The 20,929-nt window shown below is 64.8% G+C and carries 17 protein-coding genes and 1 tRNA gene; 16 read left to right on the top strand and 2 right to left on the bottom strand.

The window, feature by feature from the left end; genetic code table 11:
* Nucleotides 1-106 precede the first annotated feature (106 nt).
* The 10 genes from FZ938_RS23915 to FZ938_RS23870 all read left to right on the top strand — a co-directional run bounded on the left by FZ938_RS23915 (nt 107) and on the right by FZ938_RS23870 (nt 12,669).
* Nucleotides 107-1,783, top strand: a complete 1,677-nt coding sequence (locus FZ938_RS23915) for a long-chain-fatty-acid--CoA ligase (protein WP_149200921.1) — start codon at nt 107-109, stop codon at nt 1,781-1,783.
* An 11-nt stretch (nt 1,784-1,794) separates the two neighbouring features.
* A complete protein-coding gene (locus FZ938_RS23910) occupies nt 1,795-2,559 on the top strand; it encodes an enoyl-CoA hydratase/isomerase family protein (protein WP_149200920.1) in 765 nt (254 codons plus the stop codon).
* Complete coding sequence (locus tag FZ938_RS23905; RefSeq protein WP_149200919.1) at nt 2,552-3,322, top strand: creatininase family protein; 771 nt, start codon at nt 2,552-2,554, stop codon at nt 3,320-3,322. The genes FZ938_RS23910 and FZ938_RS23905 overlap by 8 nt, the downstream gene beginning before the upstream one ends.
* A 168-nt stretch (nt 3,323-3,490) precedes the next feature.
* Complete coding sequence (locus tag FZ938_RS23900; RefSeq protein ID WP_149200918.1) at nt 3,491-4,630, top strand: LLM class flavin-dependent oxidoreductase; 1,140 nt, start codon at nt 3,491-3,493, stop codon at nt 4,628-4,630.
* 32 nt (nt 4,631-4,662) lie between these two features.
* A complete protein-coding gene (locus tag FZ938_RS23895) occupies nt 4,663-5,451 on the top strand; it encodes an enoyl-CoA hydratase/isomerase family protein (protein ID WP_149200917.1) in 789 nt (262 codons plus the stop codon).
* 1 nt (nt 5,452) lies between these two features.
* Nucleotides 5,453-7,357, top strand: coding sequence for an AMP-dependent synthetase/ligase (locus FZ938_RS23890; RefSeq protein WP_149201041.1), 1,905 nt, complete (start codon nt 5,453-5,455; stop codon nt 7,355-7,357).
* Nucleotides 7,358-7,378: 21 nt separating this feature from the next.
* The gene (ribB, locus tag FZ938_RS23885) at nt 7,379-8,509 is read left to right on the top strand and encodes a 3,4-dihydroxy-2-butanone-4-phosphate synthase (protein WP_149200916.1); all 1,131 of its coding nucleotides are present in this window, start codon (nt 7,379-7,381) and stop codon (nt 8,507-8,509) included.
* A gap of 15 nt (nt 8,510-8,524) precedes the next feature.
* Entirely contained in the window at nt 8,525-9,124 is a 600-nt protein-coding gene (locus FZ938_RS23880; RefSeq protein WP_246457207.1) for a flavin reductase family protein, read from the top strand.
* Nucleotides 9,125-9,384: 260 nt separating this feature from the next.
* On the top strand, nt 9,385-11,202 hold the full coding sequence (locus tag FZ938_RS23875; RefSeq protein ID WP_149200915.1) for a DUF1302 domain-containing protein: 1,818 nt from the start codon (nt 9,385-9,387) through the stop codon (nt 11,200-11,202).
* Nucleotides 11,203-11,313: 111 nt separating this feature from the next.
* A complete protein-coding gene (locus FZ938_RS23870; RefSeq protein ID WP_149200914.1) occupies nt 11,314-12,669 on the top strand; it encodes a spinster family MFS transporter in 1,356 nt (451 codons plus the stop codon).
* 97 nt (nt 12,670-12,766) lie between these two features.
* On the opposite strand, the gene FZ938_RS23865 is transcribed toward FZ938_RS23870, so the two are convergent.
* Complete coding sequence (locus FZ938_RS23865; protein ID WP_149200913.1) at nt 12,767-13,645, bottom strand: AraC family transcriptional regulator; 879 nt, start codon at nt 13,643-13,645, stop codon at nt 12,767-12,769.
* 239 nt (nt 13,646-13,884) lie between these two features.
* Here FZ938_RS23865 and FZ938_RS23860 point away from each other — a divergent pair, with 239 nt between their 5' ends.
* The 6 genes from FZ938_RS23860 (at nt 13,885) to FZ938_RS23835 (ending at nt 20,441) form a co-directional block, all read left to right on the top strand.
* Nucleotides 13,885-14,385, top strand: coding sequence for an Lrp/AsnC family transcriptional regulator (locus FZ938_RS23860; protein ID WP_246799094.1), 501 nt, complete (start codon nt 13,885-13,887; stop codon nt 14,383-14,385).
* Between the two features lie 229 nt (nt 14,386-14,614).
* The gene (locus tag FZ938_RS23855; RefSeq protein ID WP_149200912.1) at nt 14,615-15,922 is read left to right on the top strand and encodes a c-type cytochrome; all 1,308 of its coding nucleotides are present in this window, start codon (nt 14,615-14,617) and stop codon (nt 15,920-15,922) included.
* A complete protein-coding gene (locus FZ938_RS23850; RefSeq protein ID WP_149200911.1) occupies nt 15,919-16,410 on the top strand; it encodes a (2Fe-2S)-binding protein in 492 nt (163 codons plus the stop codon). Before FZ938_RS23855 ends, FZ938_RS23850 begins: the two co-directional genes overlap by 4 nt.
* Entirely contained in the window at nt 16,407-18,677 is a 2,271-nt protein-coding gene (locus tag FZ938_RS23845) for a xanthine dehydrogenase family protein molybdopterin-binding subunit (protein WP_149200910.1), read from the top strand. Before FZ938_RS23850 ends, FZ938_RS23845 begins: the two co-directional genes overlap by 4 nt.
* A 15-nt stretch (nt 18,678-18,692) precedes the next feature.
* On the top strand, nt 18,693-19,808 hold the full coding sequence (locus tag FZ938_RS23840) for an FAD binding domain-containing protein (protein WP_149200909.1): 1,116 nt from the start codon (nt 18,693-18,695) through the stop codon (nt 19,806-19,808).
* A gap of 126 nt (nt 19,809-19,934) precedes the next feature.
* Nucleotides 19,935-20,441 (top strand): helix-turn-helix domain-containing protein, encoded by a 507-nt coding sequence (locus FZ938_RS23835; protein ID WP_149200908.1) that lies wholly within the window; start codon nt 19,935-19,937, stop codon nt 20,439-20,441.
* A 411-nt stretch (nt 20,442-20,852) separates the two neighbouring features.
* Here the strand turns inward: FZ938_RS23835 and FZ938_RS23825 are convergent.
* Nucleotides 20,853-20,929, bottom strand: a tRNA-Met gene (locus tag FZ938_RS23825).

The raw sequence follows: 20,929 nt of genomic DNA, 5'->3' as shown, positions 1-20,929 counted from the left end.
CGGCGCCTGCCGGTGGCCGCGACATCGGAGGGTGGCGGGATGATCCGACCCGCACCGGAGACCGGAGCGGTCTGCAAGGTCGACAGGATCATGATGGAGAGCAGACATGCCCTTGCGCTTCGCTGACGCGACCGACGAGGCTTACCGGTACCCCTTGACCATCCGCCACTTGCTGGACCGCGCGCTCGTCACGTCGGCCGATCAGGAAATCGTGTACCGCGACCAGCATCGCCTGACCTACCGGGAATTCGCGCAACGCGTCGGAAGACTGGCGTCGTTGCTGTCCTCGCTGGGCGGCGAAGAGGGGATGACGATATCGGTGATGGACTGGGACAGTCATCGATATCTGGAGGCGTATTTCGCCATTCCCATGATGGGCGCGGTGCTGCAGACGGTCAACGTCCGCCTGCCGATCGACCAGCTCCTCTACACGCTGGTCAAGACGAAGCCCGGCATCATCATTGTCCACCGCGACTTCTTCCCCCTTCTGGACGAGATCCGGCAAGCCCTTCCCGGCCTGAAGGCGATCATCGCGATCATGGACGGGACCGGCGAGCCGGCACCCCTATGGGCGGCCGGTGAGTATGAGGACCTGATCTCGGCCGCCGACCCCGGTTTCGATTTCAAGGATTTCGACGAGAACGCAATCGCGACGACCTTCTTCACGTCCGGGACGACGGGAAATCCGAAGGGGGTCTGCTTCAGCCACCGGCAGCTTGTCCTGCATACCTTGGCCCTGTGTGGCCATTCCGGCGACACGCGCCATCGGGGATTCGGGGTCGACGACGTCTACATGCCGCTCACGCCGATGTTTCACGTCCACGCCTGGGGCATGCCCTATATCGCGACCATGCTGGGCCTGAAGCAGGTCTATCCGGGTCGGTACGACGCCGACATGATCTGCAGGCTGCGGACCGAGCATCGCGTCACCTATTCGCACGGCGTCCCGACCGTTCTGCAGATGGTTATTGCCGCGGCGGACCGCAGCGCAACGGACCTGTCCGGCTGGATGATGGTGGTCGGCGGTTCGAGCCTCACCCCGGCGTTGTTCGCGGAAGGACGGCGCCGCGGCATGGAGATCGTCGGCGCCTACGGCATGTCCGAGACGGCACCGATCCTCACGGTAACGCGCCGCTCGCCCGGATCTGAGTCGGGTTCCGCTGACGAGTGCCATCTGCTGACCAGAGCGGGAGTGCCGATTCCGCTGGTCGAGACGAGGATCGTCGACGAGGCCATGAACCCGCTTCCACGGGATGGACGGTCGCGCGGGGAACTGGTGGTGCGGGCACCTTGGCTTACGCCCTGCTACGTGGGCGACGAGGAGGGATCGAGAGTCCTGTGGCGGGGCGGATGGCTCCACACGCAGGACATCGCGACCATCGATGCGAACGGCAACGTGACGATCTGCGACCGCCTCAAGGACGTCATCAAGAGCGGTGGGGAATGGATCGATTCGATCCAGTTGGAAAGCATCGTCGCGAATGCCGACGGCGTCGTCGAAGCGGCCGTCGTCGCCGTGCCGGATGACCATTGGGGCGAACGGCCGCTGGCCGTGATCGTGCCCGCTCCCGGCGCGACCGTGACGCTGGGAACGCTGAACCGGCCAATCGAGGCGGCAATCGCGGACGGCGCGATCACGCGATACGCGAAACTCGACCACTTCATCGCCGTCAGCGAACTGCCGAGAACGAGTGTCGGGAAAATCGACAAGAAGACCCTGCGCGCCCGGTTCGCCTCCGTCCAATCCGACGGATCGGCCGCCACGGAGCCTTGCACGATCTGAAAGGATGCAGAATGCTGAGGATGGATCGTTTATCCACGACGTTGGTCCGGCTGACCATGGACCGGCCGCCCGCCAACGCGCTTACCCTCGATCTGATCCAGGCGCTGGCGGACGATCTCGCCCGGTTCGGCGAGGAGGCCGAGGCGCCGGCCGTGATATTGACCGGCGCGGGCGGGCGCTTCTTCAGTGCCGGCGGCGACATTCGCGAAATCACCATCAACGCGAAAGCCGCGATCCCGCGAATGCGCGCCTTCCACCGTCTGCTGACCGCGCTCGAACGCTACCGCTGCCCGCTGCTGTGCGCCGTCAACGGCTATGCGGTGGGAGGGGCGCTGGAACTGGTTCTGTTTGCGGATCATGTCGTGGCGAGTGACGGCGCGAAGTTCGGCTTTCCCGAAATCAACCATGGGCTGCTCCCCGCCGCGAAGGGCATGCGCCAGGCGATGAACCGCCTCGGGCGCCGGGCTGCCGAGCGCCTGCTCTATTCCGGCGAGCTTGTTTCGGCACAGGAGGCGCAGGCGATTGGCCTGGTCGATGAAATCGTCAGTTTCAGCGACCTGCAGGACCGGACCCGGGTCGTTGCCGAGACGCTTCGCCTCAAGGACATGCATCTGTTCTCGGCAATCAAACGGACCTTCAACGATGCGGCGCAGATGACCGACGATGAACTCGAAGAGCGCTCGCTCAGCGACATGCAGGAATACCTGAACCGCGAAGAGACGGCCGCGGCGCGTGAACGGTTCCTCCAACGCAAAACGAGGCAGCAGCATGGCTGACGGCGATCATCTCCGGCTTGAATTCATGACCTCTTCCGAGGTCGCTCTCGCCATTGCGGGCGGCACCCGGACCATCGTCATCCCCTGCGGGGCGGTGGAGCAGCACGGACCACACCTGACCCTCAGCGTCGATGCCGACCACGCGGACCATCTCGGCATCCTGGTGGCGAAGGGCGTGGGAGGCGCGCTGGTCGCGCCGACCATAAGGGTCGGCTGTTCGTCCCATCATCTCGCATTTCCCGGCACGATCTCCCTGCAGGACAGCACGTTCGAAATGATCTGCCGGGATTATTGCACCAGCCTGGCGAGACACGGCTTCGAGCGCATTCTCATCTTCTCCGCCCATGTCGGCAATTCTCCGCCCTTGGCCAGGATGCTGCCGCGATTGCGCTCGGCCGTGCCCGCCTCCTGCCGCATCTCAGCCTTCACCGATGCGAAGGCGTGGCTGGAACGGTGGCGCGATGCCGTCGAGGAAGCGGGCGGCGAACCGATCAAGGTCGGCGGCCATGCCGATATCGCCGAAACCTCGCTGATGCTCGACCTCCACCCCGAGCGGGTGCGCGCGGGGCGCTACGAGGCCGGAAGATTGGGGCTTCTTTCACAAAGCGACCTGGAACTGATGTGGCGCGATGGGCTTTCGGCGGTCAGCGCCAACGGCATTCTCGGCGACCCCACCGGATCCTCGGCGGCCATCGGCCGGCACTGTATCGAGCGCGTCGCCTCGCTTCTCGTCGATGGTTTTTCCCAGGACGATCCGGTTTGACACCGCGCCGCCGGTGCCGTCCGACAATCCTGCCAATCATTCCTACACAAAATAATGTTCTGAACGCTCAGTCGGCGTGACGGATCTTCGGCAGGTTCTGCCGCCTACTTCGTGACAAGCTTTCAGTCACTCAAGAGACAATCCAAACAAACCCGAGAGGGCATCCAAATGGCAGTCAAGTTCGGTTTCTGGTCCGAGCAGGAAACCCTGGTTGGCCAAAGCTATTCGCGCCGGCTTCATGAACTCGTCGAAGAAGCGGTGTTTGCCGAGAAGATGGGTTTCGACATCGTCAGCCTGTCCGAGCAGCATGTCGCCTTGGGAGGGATCTCCAGTTCGGCTCCCGAAGTCGTGTATGGCTACCTCGCGGCGGTCACGTCCCGCATCCGGCTGAGGCCGGCGGTTTCGCTGATGCCCAAGAAGATCAACCACGCACTCCGCACGGCGGAACGTGCCGCGGTCACCGACATCCTGTCCAACGGGCGCATGGAGCTGTACTGCGGCCGGGCGAACACCACCATCGCCATGCGCGCCTTCAACGTCGAACCCGCGGAAACCCTCGAGCAGATGGAGGAAGGGATCGCGCTCATCCGCGAAGCCTTCAGCAAGGACATCTTCACCTTCGAGGGCAAGCATTATCAGGTTCCGCCGCGCATGCTGGTGCCGAAACCGCTCCAGAAGCCCTATCCGCTGATGGGCATCGCCGCGACCAGCGAGCGCAGCCATGTCTGGGCGGCCCGTCAGGGGCTCGCCGTCCTCAGCCACACGCTGTACCAGGGCTGGGACGCCCAGGCGAAGATGGTCGAAGCCTATCGGTCGAACTGGCGCCGGGACCCGAACGGCCCCCTCGACCGTCCGCGCCTCGGCATGCCGGTGTTCCTCGGGATTGCCGAAACCGATCAGGCGGCGAAGGACATCTATGCCGAGCCGCTGATGCAGTACGCTCGCATCTCGACCGATGCCTATCCGAGGCTCGCGAAGATCGCGGACGACTACGCCTACATGGGGGAAGGGCTGGAAGCGCTCCAGCGCGCAGCCACCGACTGGGATTATCTCCTCAATGACTCGGCCAGCCTGGTTTGCGGCAGCCCGGATACGGTCATCCGCCAGTTGGAACGGTTCATCGAAACCGGCGCCGAAGAAATCCTGTTCCACATCGACTCGGTTTCTCACGCTGAGATCATGAAGGCGATCGAGTTGGTCGGCCGCCATGTCATCCCTCATTTCAACGACCGCAACAATGTGGTTCGTCCGACCGACGAGATACTCGAACAGATCCGCATGATGCGAAAGACAAGCGCTTCGGCCTGATCCCCTCTCGACCGATCTGAAGAGAGTCTCATATGACCGACAAGACCTACAGGGGCCTGCTCGTCGAGAAACGTGCGAGCGGCGTGGCCATCGTCACCCTGAACCGGCCGGAAATCCTCAACGCCATCGATTGGCCGATGCACGCCGCGCTGGAAGAGCTGTTCGCGGATCTCGACAACGACCGGACGGTCAAGGCCGTCGTCCTGACCGGTGCGGGGCGCGGCTTCTGCTCCGGCGGCGATCAGAACGCGCTCGATGACACTCTTGGGCCGATTTCGCCCACCCGTTCCGGGCGCCATCTCATCCGCAACATGCTCGAGTTGGAAGCGCCGCTGATCGCCGCCGTGAATGGCGTCGCCGTCGGCCTGGGCGCCACGCTCGCACTGTTCTGCGACGTCGTCTTCGCCCAGCCCGGCGTCCGCTTCGCCGACACGCATGTGACGGCCGGCGTCGTTGCCGGTGACGGCGGTGCGGTGATCTGGCCGCTCCTTCTGGGGCCGGTGCGGGCGAAGCACTATCTGATGACCGGCGACTTCATTTCGGCGGAGGAAGCGGCGGCGGCCGGAATGATCAACAAGGTCGTGCCGGAAGGAACCGTCGTCGAGCATGCGGTCCGCTACGCCGAGATGCTCGCGTCCGGCCCCCGCGACGCCATCGTCTGGACCAAATACGCCGTCAACAAGCTGATCAAGGATCAGGTGCACCTGAATCTCGACACCGCCATGGCGCACGAGATGCTCACCTTCCACAGTCCGGAGCGCAAGGAGGCCGTCGCCGCCTTCCGCGAGAAGCGCAAACGCTTTGCAGAAGGCGGCAATTGAGATGGGCGGGCCGCATTCCCTTTCTCTGCCCGTCCTGCCCACGATTGCCCCCTCCGCGACTGTCTCGCCGACTGCGCATGAAGACGGGACGCTGGCGTCGCTGCTGCGTGACCGCCGGGATGGCAGGGGCGAGGCCGTGGCGTTCTTCCAGAAGCGTGCCGGCACGTGGCACGCCACGACCTGGAGTGAGTTCGCCAGGGACGTCGCAGCGCTTTCGCGCGCCCTCCTCGACCATGGTCTGGAAAAGGGGGACCACGTCGCCATCATGGGGGACATCTCGCAGGAATGGGTGGTCGCCTACATGGCGACGGTCTGTTCCGGCGGCGTGGCGGTAGGGATTTATTTCACCTCTTCGACGGAGGAGGTGGAGTACTTCCTGGCGGACTCCGGGAGCAGGTTCGCCTTCGTCGCCGGAGAGAAGGAACTCGCCATCCTTCTCCGCAGCCGGCAGGCGGAGACGCTGAAAAAGATCGTGGTCTTCGATCCGGCGGTTCCGTCATCGAAGAACATCGTCTCGCTGCCGCGGTTTTCCGCCTCGTCGTCCGACTGTGCGTCGCTGCTCGACGAGCGGGCAGCCATGGCGCGTGCGGAAGACAATGCGAGCATCGTCTACACCTCCGGGACGACCGGCAATCCCAAGGGCGCGATTCTCACCCACCGGTCGCTGATCGAGGGGCTGCTGACCGTCGGACACTTTTGCCCGGCGCTTTTCCGCGAACCCCAGCGGGTGGTCGTCCATCTCCCCCTCTCCCATGTCGTCGGGCTCGGGCAGGGGATCGTTCTTCCTCTCATCAGCGAGGTCACGCCCTATTTCGGCGAGACCGGAGCGGACTTCGCGACGACCATCCGGGATGTGAAGCCGACCTATTGGATGGCGCCGCCGCGCTTCTATCAGCGCTACGCCGCCGAACTGGTCAGCAGGATCAATGCGTCGGCTTCGATCGGCAAGAAATCCTACCGCTTCGCGATGTCCATCGCCCAGAAGGCGCTGGCGGATCGACAGGCGGACGGTCCGGACGATCCCTTTCTCCAGGCGCTTTTCGCGACCTGCCGCGATCAGGTCTTCCTTCCGCTCCTAGCGGAGATCGGTCTGGACCAACTCCGTTACGCTTACACCGCCTCCGCACCGATGCCGCCGGACGTCGTGAAGCTGTGGCAGACATGGGGGGTGAACCTCAAGGAGGTCTACGGGCAGACCGAACTGGTCGGCGCGAACACCGGCCAGATGCGGGACTGGTCGAAGCCCGGCACGATCGGTGTTCCGATCGCCGATCCCCGCTGGAAGACGAGGGTCGCCGGCGACGGTGAAATGCTGGTGACGGGACCCGGCCTGTTCACGGGTTACCTGAACAAGCCTGACGACACGCTGGAGGCTCTGCGCGACGGATGGCTCCACACCGGCGACATCGTCGAGGTCCGGCCCGATGGCCAACTGGCGATCATCGACCGGAAAAAGGATATCATCAACACCTCCGGCGGCAAGTCGATCAGTCCGGCGCAGATCGAGAACGAACTGCGTCGAAGCCCGTACATATCGGAAGCCGCTGTTTGCGGTGACGGACGGAAATACCTCGTGGCGCTGATCGAGGTCGACCGCATCGCGATGATGGACTGGGTGAAGGCGCGGAATGAAACGATAAACGACTACTCGGATTTCTGTTCGTCGGAAGCGGTCATCCACCTGATCGAGGGGGAGGTCGCCAAGGCGAACCAGAGGCTGGCGCCGGTCGAACAGATAAAGTCGTTCCGGATTCTTCCCGAAGAGCTGTCGGCCGAAAATGGAGTCATGACGGCAACCAGGAAAAAGCGGCGCAAGGTGCTGAACGAGCGTTACGCGGCGCTGATAAATTCACTCTACGACGATTCCGAGGATTCGCTGATCCGTCAGGCGCTGTCGAACATGTGATGCGGTGATCGGAGGAATGTCATGACGATGCTGCCCTGCAATCCACGCCATCCATTTCTGTCCTCTACGATGGAGATCATCGAAGAGGCCCGCAATGGCCGAATGTTCATCCTCGTCGACGACGAGGATCGGGAGAACGAGGGCGATCTTGTCATTCCGGCGCAGATGGCGACGCCCGAGGCGATCAACTTCATGGCATCGCATGGCAAGGGCCTCATCTGTCTGGCGCTCGGCAAGGAGCGGGTCGATCAGCTCGGCCTCAAATTGATGAGTGCGGAAAACGGCACCCGCCACGGGACCGCCTTCACCGTTTCCATCGAGGCGCGCGAGGGGGTGTCCACCGGCATCTCCGCGGCGGACCGTGCGCGAACGGTGGCGGTGGCGATCGACGCGGCCAGGGGGCCCGGCCATATCGTCTCGCCGGGCCACATATTTCCACTGGTCTCCCGACCCGGCGGCGTGCTGGTCCGTGCGGGGCATACCGAGGCGGCGGTGGATGTCGCGCGTCTTGCCGGCCTCAATCCCTCGGGCGTGATCTGCGAGATCATGAAGGAGGACGGGACGATGGCCCGCCTGGACGATCTCGTCGCCTTCGCCCAGCGTCACGCTCTCAAGATCGGCACGATCCGCGACCTGATCGCCTTCCGCCGCCGCCACGATCATGATGTCGAGCGTGTCGTCACCGCGAAATTCGACAGCCGATGGGGCGGTGAATGGAGCGCCATCACCTTCCGCATCAAGGCAATCGAGACCGAAGCGATTGCGCTGGTGAAGGGCGTGATTGACGAGAGGCCGACCCTGGTGCGCATGCACGCGCTGGACATCCTGTCGGACGTGCTCGGCCAGAACGGTGATCGCGGCGATATCGTCGCCCGATCCATGCAGGCGATCGCCGCCGAAGGGAGAGGCGTGATCGTGCTGTTCAGCCGCGATATGGCGATCTCACAGCTTCTTCGGGTGAAGTCGGGTGAGCCGCTCGTCGACAAGGCCGAGCTGCGCAACTATGGCGTCGGCGCCCAGGTTCTGGCGGATCTCGGCATTCACGACATGATCCTTCTGTCCAACTCGCAGCATGTCCCGGTCGCGCTCAGGGGCTATGGGCTGAACATCGTGGAGCACCGGACGCTGCCGGTCGCCACCGCCACCCCGTAGCGCCGTCCAACACAGATGCCGAACGACCAGTCACGCGGCGCCAACCAGCGTTGGCGGCACGCCATTCCACTGCCTTGCGTGAGGTTCACCATGTCAGGACAAGATTTGCCGGTTCCAAACCATGTGGAGACGGCAGCCTTCAAGAGTGCATTGCGCTCCGTTGTGGGCTCGGTCTCCATTGTGGCATCGGGCCTAGGTGCCGACAGGCGTGGCCTGACCGTCACCGCCGCGGTTTCCTTGTGCGTCGAGCCGCCGATGGTGCTTGCCTGCATCAACCGCAGTGCCGAGGCCCACGACGTCATTCTCCGGACCGGCGCCTTTTCCTGGAATGTCCTTTCCGCCGATCAGGTCCAACTGGCGGAACGCTTTGCGGCGATGGACGGCAGCAAGGGCGCATCCCGTTTCTCCCCCACTGAATGGGGCGAGATGGTCACCGGGGTTCCAGTCCTTCTCCAATCCGTTTGCAGCTTCGATTGCAGAGTACAGGACACCCTGGAAGTCGCCACCCATACGATCATGATCGGCGCCGTTGTCGCCCAGATCCACAATCACAATCAGCATAAAGTTCCGCTGATTTATTCTTCAGGCAAATTCGGTCGTATGGAATATTTCTAATCCGTTGGATAGTACTGGTTATCAGCGTTCTTGTCATCGTATTTTGATTTTATTTGATAACGAACTCCCTCTCTCCTTGCGGTGAGAAGGACATTCGAAGTGGATTGTTGTCGATCCACCCTCAGATGCGATTGCCCTGCATCTGAGTCCATGCCGAGTGCTCTCAAGGAAAAATTGGAAGACCGAACCCTGGCCCGTCCGGAAAGATCGGGGAAGGGCTTCCTTGTCTCAACTCCAATAAATCTTCAAAGGGAGGAAAGATGGGGGACCTGAGTCTGTCGGCACCCCGTGCCGCATGGTGGACAAGCATTGGCATAGGCCGGAAAGCGGCGATCCTTGCCGCCCTGTCGATCGCATGGCCGGCCCATGCCTGGGAATTCAAGGAAGGAGACTGGTCGGGTGGCATCCGGGCCGTGGTCACCGTCGGAACGGCCATTCGCGCCAGCCCCATCGACCCGTCCCTGGTTCCCGCCGGCGACGGTGCACGGTTCCGGATCAGAAGTGGGGCACCGGGGGGCGTCAATTCCGACGACGGGAACCTGAACTATCGGGAAGGTGATCCGGTTTCCACGGTCGCCAAGGGGCTGGTCGATTTCGAGGCCAACAACGCCGACGGCTGGGGCGTTTTCACCCGCGTGAAGGGCTGGTACGACTACACACTTGCCGAGGGGCATGTCGCGCTGGGCAACCTGCCGAACAATTATGCCGGCGGCCCATTGTCCGACCGTGGTTTTTCGCAAGGCGCCAAATTCCGCGGCATCTCCCTCGCCGACGCTTACGTCAAGGGTCGGTTCTCCACCGGTGGGCTCCCCATCTCGTTCAAGGCCGGCCAGCAGACCATCGAATGGGGTCCGGCATTCACAATTCCCGGCGGCCTCCGTGACATCAACCCGCGCGACTTCGCCGCCTTGTCCCGGCCGGGCTTGCAGCCGCAGGAGGGAGCGAAGCCGTTCCTGGCGCTGTCGGGCAAGGTCGACCTCTCGCCGACCGCAAGCCTCGACGTCTTCTATCAGCTTCTATCGGCGACATCGACGCAGCCGGGTTGCGGAACATTCGCCGCCACCGCCGATTACGCCTCACCGGGTTGCGACATGGTCATGGTGTCCAATGCCTTGTCCTCGGGCGACGGGCTGGCAACCGGGCGATTCCTGAAGCGTCGCAGCGACGGGACGGCGGGTGATGCCGGCCAGTTCGGTGTCGGCGCCTCATATCTGGTGCCGGACATCGGCACCCGGCTTTCGCTCCACTTCACCAACATTCACTCGCGGACCGGCTATGTCGAGGCCGACCGGACCGGCCGGACCGGCGCCATCTTCCTGCCGGGAGATCCGGATGGCTTGAATCCGGCCTATCGGTTCCAGTACCCCAAAAATATCAAAATGCTGTCCGGCAGCTTCGCCACCAGCGTTCCCTCTATCAAGCTGCGGGTCGCGGGCGAACTCGATCATAAATTCAACCAGCCGCTCGGCTTCAACGCCCCCGATCTTTTGCAGGCCGCCGTGAGCGGAACCGGTGTGCTGGCGCGGGATTTCGCCTCGGTTCCCCTGGGCGGACCGTTCGCCGGTTACGAGCGTTTTCACGTCACCCAGGGGCAGCTCGCCGCATCGGGCGACATCGGGAGTGTGATCGGCGGCACCTTGACCCTCGGCGGCGAGGTCGGCGCCAAATATGTCCACGATCTGCCGGACCCCAATTTCCGCCGTTATGGCCGCTCCGACATTTTCGGAACCGGCCCCAACAACGGCGTCTGCGCGGCCGGGGCCGATCCCAAGGCCTGCACCACCAGGGGCTTCGTGACGCCATTCTCGTGGGGGTATCGCCTTCAGGCGAGCCTGAGCTATCAGGACGTTCTGCCGGGGGTGAACCTCAAGCCGTCCGTCGCCTTCGCCCACGACGTCAACGGGACGTCCTATGACGGCGCGTTCAATCAGGGGCGCCAGATCCTCCGGCTCGCCCTCGATGGCGCGGTCAAGGACAGCTATCTCTTCAACCTCACCTACCTGACGACCTTGGCCGGCCCCTACGACCCGCGCGCCGACCGTGACGTGTTTCTCATCAGCACCGGCGTCAAGTTCTGACCGCATGCCGAGCCGCAGGCCGGCCGCCAGCATTCCCCGCGCCTCCCGACACCGCGTTCCGACCGAAACCGACCCGGCCCCCTTGTGCCCGGTCTTTTTGGAGACTGCCGTATGATCGAAGACGCAACGACCACGATATCGGTGCTGCAGCCGAAACCGACGGTCCTGTCGATCCACTATCGACGCTATGCCTTGATCATGTTGTTCCTCGTTTACATGCTGAACTTCGTCGACCGTCAGATCGTCAATATCCTGGCGGAGCCGATCAAGCGTGAACTCGGTCTCGCCGATTGGCAGCTGGGGTCGTTGACCGGCCTTTCCTTCGCCATCTTCTACGCGACGCTGGCCCTTCCGATCGCCCGGTGGGCAGAGCGTGCGAACCGGGTCAGGATCATCGCGCTGTCAGCGATCACCTGGAGCTTTTTCACGGCAACCTGTGGCGTGGCCCAGAACTTCACCCAGCTGTTCCTCGCCAGGGTCGGTGTCGGGGTTGGCGAGGCCGGCTGCACGCCGGCATCCCAGTCACTGATCAGCGATTACACGACCAGGGAAAAGCGGGCATCGGCGCTGGCATTCTTCTCGATGGGCATTCCGGCCGGTTCCCTGGTCGGGATGGTGGTCGGCGGCCTGATCGCGGACAAGCTCGGCTGGCGCGCATCCTTCGCGCTGGTCGGGGTGCCCGGCATTATCCTTGGGCTTCTGGCTTATTTCACTCTACCCGAGCCGCGAGACTCCTCCTTCGCCGCCAGCGAGGCGCAAAACGCGCCCACCCTGAAGGAGGCACTGCACGAACTCGGCAAAAATCGAACCTATTTCTGGCTCACGGTCGCAATGGTGGCCATGAGCTTTGGGATTTTCAGCAATCTCGCCTTTCAAAGCTCCTTCTTCCTGCGCAATCACGCGAATGGATTGAGCGATCTGGCGATCAGGCTGAACAATCTCACTGGAATCCAACTGGGCGCCACCGGTTTTCTCGGTACGGTGCTGGGCCTGATCATCGGCATCTTCGGAGCTGCCGGAACCTGGCTGGGCGGCTGGTCGACGGATCGCGCGCTGCGCAGCAACCTGAATGCCTACGCGACCATTCCCGCTGCAGCGGCCCTGTGCCTTCCCTTCGCACTTTTCGCGACCTATCTCACCTCGGACACCGTGGCGGCGCTTTGCCTTCTGAGTCTGCCAATGCTGCTGCAGTCCATTTATTACGGCCCGATCTTCGCGGCGGTACAGAGTCTGGTGCGGCCGCGCACCAGGGCAACGGCCACCGCCATCTTCCTGTTGTTTGCCAATCTGATCGGACTCGGCCTTGGACCGCTGTCGGTCGGCCTGATCAGCGATCTTCTCGCACCTTCACTGGGGTCCGGTGACGCCATCCGCTGGGGGTTGATCAGCACGTCGCTGGTCTATGTCCTGGCGGCGGCGGCATTCATGATAGCGCGGAAGAGCATCAAACAGGATATCGTCAGCTGACAGGTCAAGCGGTGACAGGCGTTTGCACAGGCGACCGCGACGCCCGTCACCGACCATGCCGCCGACCGCTGCGACCGGACAACTCCCCCGAGCCTTATCAGTTCGTCGTGACCTCCGCCCGATCCTGCAAGTATCGGCGCGGAGGTTGTCCCATGTGCTTCCTGAACATGGCAGTGAACGCACTGGGAGAATCATATCCCAGTTCTTGGGAAATCGCTTGAACGGTTGCCCCCATCGACAGCCGTTGAACGGCGATCACGATGTGGAGTTGCTGGCGCCATCGACCAAACGGCATTCCCGTATGTTTCTGGATAAGCCGGGCCAGCGTACGCTCGCTCGTGGCGACCGCTGCCGCCCATTCCCGGATGGTCCTGCGATCGTCCGGGGCATCCAGCAATTGGGCCGCGATGCGCTGAATCTTTGGATGGTTGGAAACCGGGAAGTGGAGCGGCTCCGCCTTCATCTGTGCAAGTTCGTCCAGAATGACTTGCACCAGACGGCTCGTCGGACCTTCCAAGGGATAGAGCGGCGGCAGGTTGGCCAGGTGAAAGATCATCTCGCGCAACATCGGACTGATCGAAAATGTGGCGCAGGAATTCGGCAGAGGCGAAATCTCCGGATTGATGAAAACGCAGTATGACCTGCCCTTGTCCGACATGGAAACGCTGTGGGGAATCTCTCCCGGTATCCAAACCGCGCCATTGGATGGGACGATCCGGAGCCCGTCGAGCGTCCGGCACATGACCGAACCTTCCGCCGCCACCACCAGTTGGCCTTTCCGGTGCTGGTGGATCGGCAACTCGTCGTCATCCACATTGCGCTGGACAAGGAAAGAGACCAACGGCCGGGCAAAGTCGTCAGGATCCAGCGCAGTGAAGCTGACGCGCAGGCCGGTGAGATCCCACACCCGTGAGACGGCCTCGCCGGTCGCCGAAACTGCCGGCCACTTCCCACCGATCTGCGCAAATTTAGGCACTATTACGACCTCCGTGCATTGCGAAGCGAACCGCAATTCAAACTTGACAGTTTCGCGACATAAAATGGCAATCCCATAGATTCTGCCATTGGCTGGCCTCGGATACAATCTGCCGCATGAACACCAGAAAGGCGGAAGGAAGCGCGTGCTGACCCCAAACGGGTTTGTTCCGCGGAATTTCTTGCCGATCTTCGCTTCGGATCGAAGCAAAGCCGTCCAGATTACAACCGGGAGTCACCATGATGAACACGCTGACGCTCGACCGAACGGACATCAAAATCCTCAACGAGTTGCAGAAGGATGCAAATCTGACGAACGTCGAGCTTGCCGGCAGAATCAACCTGTCCCCCTCTCCCTGCCTCACGCGCGTGAAGAAGCTGGAGCAAACCGGCATCATCGATCGAAGGGTCACCCTTCTGAATCCAAAGGCGATGGGGCTGGAAATCAATGCCTATATCCAGGTCACGCTCGACAAGCAGCCGCAATCCGCGCTGGAGAAGTTCCGGGATGCCGTCGAGCGGATTCCCGAGGTGATGGAATGCAATTGGATGACAGGCGACTGCGATTTCCTGCTGCGTGTGATTGTCCGTGATGTCGAAGAACTCGAACAGTTGATAACAGGCAAGCTGTCGAAAATAGAATTCGTCGCCACCATCCGTTCCAATCTGGTACTGAAGCAGATAACCTACAAAACGGCGCTGCCTATCAGTACCTCCGATACGATCGTCGTTCGCTTTTGACGTGAGCCGACATGGCAGCAGCGAGGCGGTGATATCACCCCCGCCGTCTCCGAACTGACGCCTGCCCTGCTGAGCGAACCGAAGCCGCTGAACCAACGGCGTAGGGGCGTGCGGGTTTCGTTCAAAAATCCGGCGCCCATTCTTCAATACGACAGCCGCACACTCCGGCACCCTCCCTGGACTTGTCCGCCTGCCCACGACGCATGCGGCGGACCAGAGGTGGTGCAGCATGAAACGAAACCGATGGGGCGGCTGGGCGGCAGGCAGATGGGCGGCCGGTGGGGCATTGGCCTGCCTTGCCGGCGTCGGCGCGTTCCTGGGGATCGCCTATCGAAGCGGCCTGCCCACCGTTCCCACGCCCAAAGCCACCGAGTTCCCCACCGAACTGGTGTCCCGTGGTGCAGCGCTGGCCGCGGTGGGCGACTGCATCGTCTGCCACACCGTCGACAAGGGTGTCGCTTACGCCGGCGGCCGGGCACTGGCGACGCCGTTCGGCACGCTCTATTCCACCAACATCACGCCGGATCCGGAAACCGGCATCGGCGGATGGTCGAAGGAGGCTTTCAAACGCGCCATGCGCGACGGGGTGTCGCGTGACGGGCGTCATCTCTATCCCGCATTGCCCTACGACCATTACCGCCAAGTGCATGACGGAGACCTGGACGCGATCTACGCCTTCCTGATGACCCGCCCGGCGGCCTCCGCCCCGGCCAAGGCGAACGACCTGATCTTCCCGCTGGGTTTCCGGCCGCTGCTGGCCGGCTGGAAGCTGCTGTTCCTGCATCAGGAGGAATTCACCCCAAGGCCGGACCGCGATGCGGAGTGGAATCGGGGCGCCTATCTGGCGGAGGGCCTGGGCCATTGCAGCGGCTGCCATAGCCCGCGCAATCTTGCCGGAGCCGAGGAGACGGGCGGCGGCGCATATTCCGGCGGCGTGGCAGAGGGTTGGGTCGCCCCGGCGCTGAACGGCGCCAGCCCAGCCGCCGTACCCTGGACGGCGGACAGCCTGTACGCGTATCTGCGCACCGGCGTGGACGGCCGCCATGGCGCCGCCGCCGGGCCGATGGGACCGGTGGTGCATGGCCTGTCCCGCGCACCGGAGGCCGATGTCCGCGCCATCGCCACCTACATCGCGTCACTGTCGGCGGACCGTGCCGCTCCGAAAGCGCCCTCTCCACCGGACCGCGCGGCGGAGGCGGCCAAGGCGAATCCCGCCGGCGCGACCCTGTTCGCCGGGGCCTGCGCCGGCTGCCACGAGGGTGGCGCACCGATGATGACCCAAGGCCGTCCCGGCCTGTCGACGGTGACCGCCCTGCAACTCGACAGTCCCGACAATGCGATCCGCGCCATCCTGCAAGGCATCCACCCGCCCACCGGACCGGCCGGACCGACGATGCCCGCCTTTGCCGCCAGCCTGACCGATGCGCAAATCGCCGACCTCGCCGCCTATCTGCGATCCCGCTTCAGCGACCGTCCGGCCTGGACATCGCTGGCGACGGCGGCCGCCACGGTCCGCAAGGAGGACACCCAGCCATGACCGTCACCATCACCGTCAACGGCGCCGACCATTCGCTGGACATCGACCCGGCCACGCCGCTGCTCTATGTGCTGCGCGACGACCTGGAGCTGAACGGGGCCAAATACGGCTGCGGCCTCGGCCAGTGCGGCGCCTGCACAGTCCATATCGACGGCAAGCCCGCCTTCTCCTGCCTGACGCCGATCGGTGCCGTCGCCGGCCGCCGCATCCGCACCGTGGAGGGGCTAGGCAGCGCCGAGGCCCCCGGCCTGCTGCAGCAGGCTTTCGAAAAGGAGCAGGCCGCCCAGTGCGGTTACTGCATCGCCGGAATGCTGATGCGTGCGCAGGCCCTGCTCGACCGCAACCCAGACCCGGACGAAGTGCAGATCCGCGCCCACATGCAGACCAATCTCTGCCGCTGCGGCACCCACATGCGCATCCTGCGCGCCATCCGCCGCGCCGTCGCCATGCGCAAGGGCGTTCATTCGGCGCAGGAGGTGCGGCCATGAGCACTCCCCATCCAACCAGCCTGTCCCGTCGCGGCTTCCTGACCGGCGGCGCCCTGGTGGTCTCCTTCGCCCTGGCGCCCAAAGCCTTTGCCCAGCTCGCCGGAGGCGGCGAGGGCGGCGCCGGTCCGGCCGTCGTGGCGCCCGACCTGAAAGGCAGCCTGAAATCCACTCCCTGGCTCGACGCCTGGATCCGCATCGACGCCGATGGCCGGGTCACCGTCTTCACCGGCAAGGTGGAGTTGGGCCAGGGCATCCGCACCGCTCTGACCCAGGTCGCGGCGGAGGAGTTGGACATTTTGCCCGCCGCCATCACCCTGGTCACCGCCGACACCGAACGGACACCGGACGAGGGGCTGACCGCCGGAAGCCATTCCATGCAGGACAGCGGCACGGCGATCCAGAACGCCGCCGCCAACGTGCGCATGCTGCTGGCGGCAGAAGCGGCGCGCGACTGGGGCGTCGCGGCCGATCGGGTGACCACCGGCGGCGACGGCAGTCTGCACGCGCCGGACGGCAGGTCTCTGCCCTATGGCGAGGTTGCGGCGCGACTGTCGCTGCATGTGCAGGCGGTGCCCGACGCGCCGCTGCGCCGGCCGTCGGACTACCGCACGCTGGGCCTGGAACTGCCGCGGGTCGACATCCCGGCAAAGCTGACCGGCGGTCCCGCCTATCTGCACGACATGCGCCTGCCCGGCATGCTGCACGCCCGCGTCGTCCGCGGTCCCAGCGTCGGCACCAGCCTGCAATCGCCCGATCTCGACGCCGTCGCCCGCATGCCGGGCGTGGTGAGGATCGTCCGGCAGGGCGGCTTCCTGGCGGTGGTGGCGGAGCGGCAATGGACGGCGATCCAGGCCTTGCGCCACCTGCAACGCGCAGCCTATGCCCGCACGCAGTCACCGCTACCAGCGGACGGAACCGGCGACGCCGTGGCGGCGACGCTGAAGGCGCTGCCGGCCCGCGACATCCCGATCATGGATACCAGCGATCCGGCGGGACCGGCCGTCCGCAGCGTAAAGGCGCGCTACACCCGGCCCTGGATCAGCCATGGCTCCATCGGCCCGTCCTGCGCCATCGCGCGGTATGTGGATGGCGCGATGACCGTCTGGACCCACAGCCAGGGCACCTTCGATGTCCGCCGCGTCGTCGCCGAACTGCTCGGCTTGCCGCCGGAGAAGGTCCATGCCATCCATGCAGAGGGTGCCGGCTGTTACGGCCAGAACGGCGCCGACGACGTGGCGGCCGACGCGGCGGTGATCGCCAAGGCCATGCCCGGCCACCCCATTCGCCTGCAATGGATGCGCGAGCAGGAGTTCGGCTGGGAACCGCTAGGCCCCGGCATGATGACGGAGTTGGAAGCGGCGCTGGGCGCCGACAACCGCATCGTCTCCTGGCGCCACGCGGTCTGGAGCAACCCGCACAACAACCGCCCGGTCGGGGCCGGCGGCGTGCTGGCGGGCAACGAGGCCGACCCGCCATTCCCCGCTCCCGAAGGCAAGCCGATCCCGATGCCGGAAGGTGACGGCAGCCGCAACTCCAACCCGCTCTACAGCTTCGCCAACACCCATGTCGTCTATCATTTCCTGAAGAACATGCCGGTGCGCGTCTCCGCCCTGCGGTCGTTGGGCGCGCATCTAAACGTCTTTTCCATCGAAAGCATGCTGGACGAGCTGGCCGCCGGGGCCGGCATCGATCCGCTGGCGATCCGCCTCGACCATATGCGGGACGAGCGGGCGCGCGACGTGATGCAGGCGGCGGCCGACCGCTTCGGCTGGTCCAAACGGCCGAAAGGCGACGGCCGGCGCGGCTGCGGCATGGCCTTCGCCCGCTACAAGAATCTCGGCGCCTATTGCGCGGTGGCGATGGAGGTGGAGGTCGACCGCGAGACCGGCCGGACGCTGGTCCGCCGTGCGGTCGCCGCGGTCGATTGCGGCCAGCCCGCCAACCCCGACGGCGTGCGCAACCAGATCGAGGGCGGGCTGGTGCAATCGCTCAGTTGGACCGGCCGGGAAGCAGTGCGCTTCGCGGCCGACCGCCGTGCCAGCTTCGATTGGAGCAGCTATCCCATCCTGCGCTTCGACGATGTGCCGGGCTCGGTGGAGGTGGTGGTGATGGACCGCCCTGGCGCACCCTTCCTTGGCACGGCAGAGGCGGCGCAGGGACCGTCCGCCGCCGCCCTGGCCAATGCCATCGCCGACGCCACCGGCGTGCGCCTGCGCGACATGCCGCTCAGCCCCGAACGGCTCAAGGCCGCACTCGGTCCCGTATGAGAAGGGAAAAAGACCATGAAGACCCTGCGTGTGAGGATCGTCGGCGGCTCCGTCGGCGGTCTGTTCGTCGCCGCCCTGCTGCGGCAGGAGGGGCACGACGTCCGCCTCTATGAACGCTCCGGCGGCGGACTCGCCGGCCGTGGCGCCGGGCTGGTCGGCCAGCGCGACCTGTTCGCCCTGTTGCGCGCGGTGGGGTGCGAGCATGTGGCCCATGTCGGCGTCGTCGCCCACGAGCGCATCTTCCTCGACCGCACCGGCGAGATCCGGCACCGGCAGGCGACGCCGCAGATGCAGATCTCCTGGGACCATCTGTACGCCACGATGCGCGGCAAGGTGCCCGACGACGCCTATGTCCTGGGCCGAACCGTCCTGGGGGTGGAGCAGGATGCCGCCTCCGCCAGCCTGCGCTTCGACGACGGCAGCCGGGAGGAGGCCGATCTGGTGATCGGTGCCGACGGGCTGGGTTCCATCGTCCGCTGCGCGGTGGTGGGCAGGCACGCCGCCAACGACTATGCAGGCTATGTCGCTTGGCGCGGGCTGGTGCCGGAACGAGATCTGCCGGCGGAGGCTACCATCCTGCTGGAGCGCTTCGCCTTCTACGACATGCCGCAATCGCACACATTGGGCTATCTGGTCACCGGGCCGGCGGCGGAGACTGCGGTGGGGGAGCGGCGCTACAACTGGGTCTGGTACCGGCGGGTGGCGGCGGCCGAACTGCCGGCGCTGCTGACCGACGCCAAGGGACGCCACCATCCCTATTCGCTTGCGCCCGGTCAGGTGCCGAAGACACTGGCTGCCAGGCTGCGGCAGGATGCGGCCGACCTGCTGCCGCCCCCCTTCGCGGCGGCGATCGCAGCGGAACCACGCCCGTTCGTCCAGGCCATCTTCGATTACGAGGTGCCGGCGATGACACGCGGTCGGGTGGCTCTGCTGGGGGACGCAGCCTTCGTGGTCCGTCCGCACACGGCGATGGGCGTCGCCAAGGCGGCGGGCGACGCGATGGCACTGGCTCGGCATCTGTTCGCCCACCAGGAGGTCGAGACCGCCCTGCAAGCCTACAATGAGGAGCGCCATCCCGCCGGCGCCGCCATCGCCGCCTATGGGCGCCGGCTGGGTGCGATGCTGGAGTGAACATCACACCAAGGGCTAGCAACCGTAAGGCCATGGCACGGGGCGGACGACCCCAGCGTGCGATTCCGCGACGCCCCCGAAGCCGGTCAAACTCCCCGCACGCCATGTCACGCAGGGAGCCCTCCGATGCTTCAACCAGTCGCCGCCGATGACAGGACGGTCGCCACCCTGGTGACCCGCGCCCTTGCCGTGCTCGACCATGATCCCGACGGAGCGCGGCTCTGCCTCGATCGGCTCGCCTCCCTGTTCGCGGACCGGCAGAACGAGCCGGCGGCCATCGCCACACCGTCCCAGCCCAGAGGTGGACTGACCTCCTGGCAGCTTCGCCGAGTGACCGAACATGTTGAGGTCAGCATTGCCGGGCCGATAAGGGTGGAGACGCTGGCCGCCCTCGTCGGGCTCAGCAGCGGACGCTTCACCGACGCTTTCAAGGTCAGCACGGGCGAGACACCCCACGCCTACATCGTCGAACGGCGGGTGAGACTGGCCCAGCGCCTGATGCTGGAAACCGACGAGCCGCTCTGCCAGATCGCCTGCACCTGCGGCTTTTCCGATCAGGCCCACCTGACGCGCCTGTTCGGCCGGGCGGTCGGCCAGACACCGATGCGATGGCGCAAGGCGGCGCGGCGTTAACGCGGTGCGGCGCCTCCAGCCGGGCGTCGTGCAGTTCGCTACCGGTCGAACACCACCACCGACGCTTTGGTCCCGCGCTGCCGGAACGACCGGCTGTTGCTGAGCTGTCTGTAGACCACCGAGTCATGATCAGCGAGGTCGGCCGGGGTCCGCGGCACGCCCGCGCGGGCAAGATAGGTGTGCGTCGCCATGACCGAGCAGTGGCCGCTCGGTCATAGCGACGAGGGGATAGGCGCAATGGACATGATCCGGGCCATGGTCGGCAGCGTCATACTGTCTCCCTCCCCGCGCAGCACAGTGGGCTGTAGGAGCAGCTTCATGGCGATCTGCTGACGATCCTGGAGGCGTGCGCCGAAGGGGACCCGAAACGCCGACAGCCCGCCTCGTTGGAGGCGGGCTGTCAAGTGTCGGTGGTTGCGGGGGCAGGATTTGAACCTGCGGCCTTCAGGTTATGAGCCTGACGAGCTACCGGGCTGCTCCACCCCGCG

Source organism: Azospirillum oryzae (genome assembly GCF_008364795.1).
GTDB classification, from domain to species: Bacteria; Pseudomonadota; Alphaproteobacteria; order Azospirillales; family Azospirillaceae; genus Azospirillum; species Azospirillum oryzae.
Note: the sequence above shows the minus strand (reverse complement) of the source record. Positions and strands in the feature narration are given on the sequence as shown.

Bases quoted from the DNA above. Each gene is read 5' to 3' on its own strand.
- FZ938_RS23915 (WP_149200921.1), top strand. From the start codon at position 107: ATGCCCTTGCGCTTCGCTGACGCGACCGACGAGGCTTACCGGTACCCC.
- FZ938_RS23910 (WP_149200920.1), top strand. From the start codon at position 1,795: ATGCTGAGGATGGATCGTTTATCCACGACGTTGGTCCGGCTGACCATG.
- FZ938_RS23905 (WP_149200919.1), top strand. From the start codon at position 2,552: ATGGCTGACGGCGATCATCTCCGGCTTGAATTCATGACCTCTTCCGAG.
- FZ938_RS23900 (WP_149200918.1), top strand. From the start codon at position 3,491: ATGGCAGTCAAGTTCGGTTTCTGGTCCGAGCAGGAAACCCTGGTTGGC.
- FZ938_RS23895 (WP_149200917.1), top strand. From the start codon at position 4,663: ATGACCGACAAGACCTACAGGGGCCTGCTCGTCGAGAAACGTGCGAGC.
- FZ938_RS23890 (WP_149201041.1), top strand. From the start codon at position 5,453: ATGGGCGGGCCGCATTCCCTTTCTCTGCCCGTCCTGCCCACGATTGCC.
- ribB (WP_149200916.1), top strand. From the start codon at position 7,379: ATGACGATGCTGCCCTGCAATCCACGCCATCCATTTCTGTCCTCTACG.
- FZ938_RS23880 (WP_246457207.1), top strand. From the start codon at position 8,525: ATGCCGAACGACCAGTCACGCGGCGCCAACCAGCGTTGGCGGCACGCC.
- FZ938_RS23875 (WP_149200915.1), top strand. From the start codon at position 9,385: ATGGGGGACCTGAGTCTGTCGGCACCCCGTGCCGCATGGTGGACAAGC.
- FZ938_RS23870 (WP_149200914.1), top strand. From the start codon at position 11,314: ATGATCGAAGACGCAACGACCACGATATCGGTGCTGCAGCCGAAACCG.
- FZ938_RS23860 (WP_246799094.1), top strand. From the start codon at position 13,885: ATGATGAACACGCTGACGCTCGACCGAACGGACATCAAAATCCTCAAC.
- FZ938_RS23855 (WP_149200912.1), top strand. From the start codon at position 14,615: ATGAAACGAAACCGATGGGGCGGCTGGGCGGCAGGCAGATGGGCGGCC.
- FZ938_RS23850 (WP_149200911.1), top strand. From the start codon at position 15,919: ATGACCGTCACCATCACCGTCAACGGCGCCGACCATTCGCTGGACATC.
- FZ938_RS23845 (WP_149200910.1), top strand. From the start codon at position 16,407: ATGAGCACTCCCCATCCAACCAGCCTGTCCCGTCGCGGCTTCCTGACC.
- FZ938_RS23840 (WP_149200909.1), top strand. From the start codon at position 18,693: ATGAAGACCCTGCGTGTGAGGATCGTCGGCGGCTCCGTCGGCGGTCTG.
- FZ938_RS23835 (WP_149200908.1), top strand. From the start codon at position 19,935: ATGCTTCAACCAGTCGCCGCCGATGACAGGACGGTCGCCACCCTGGTG.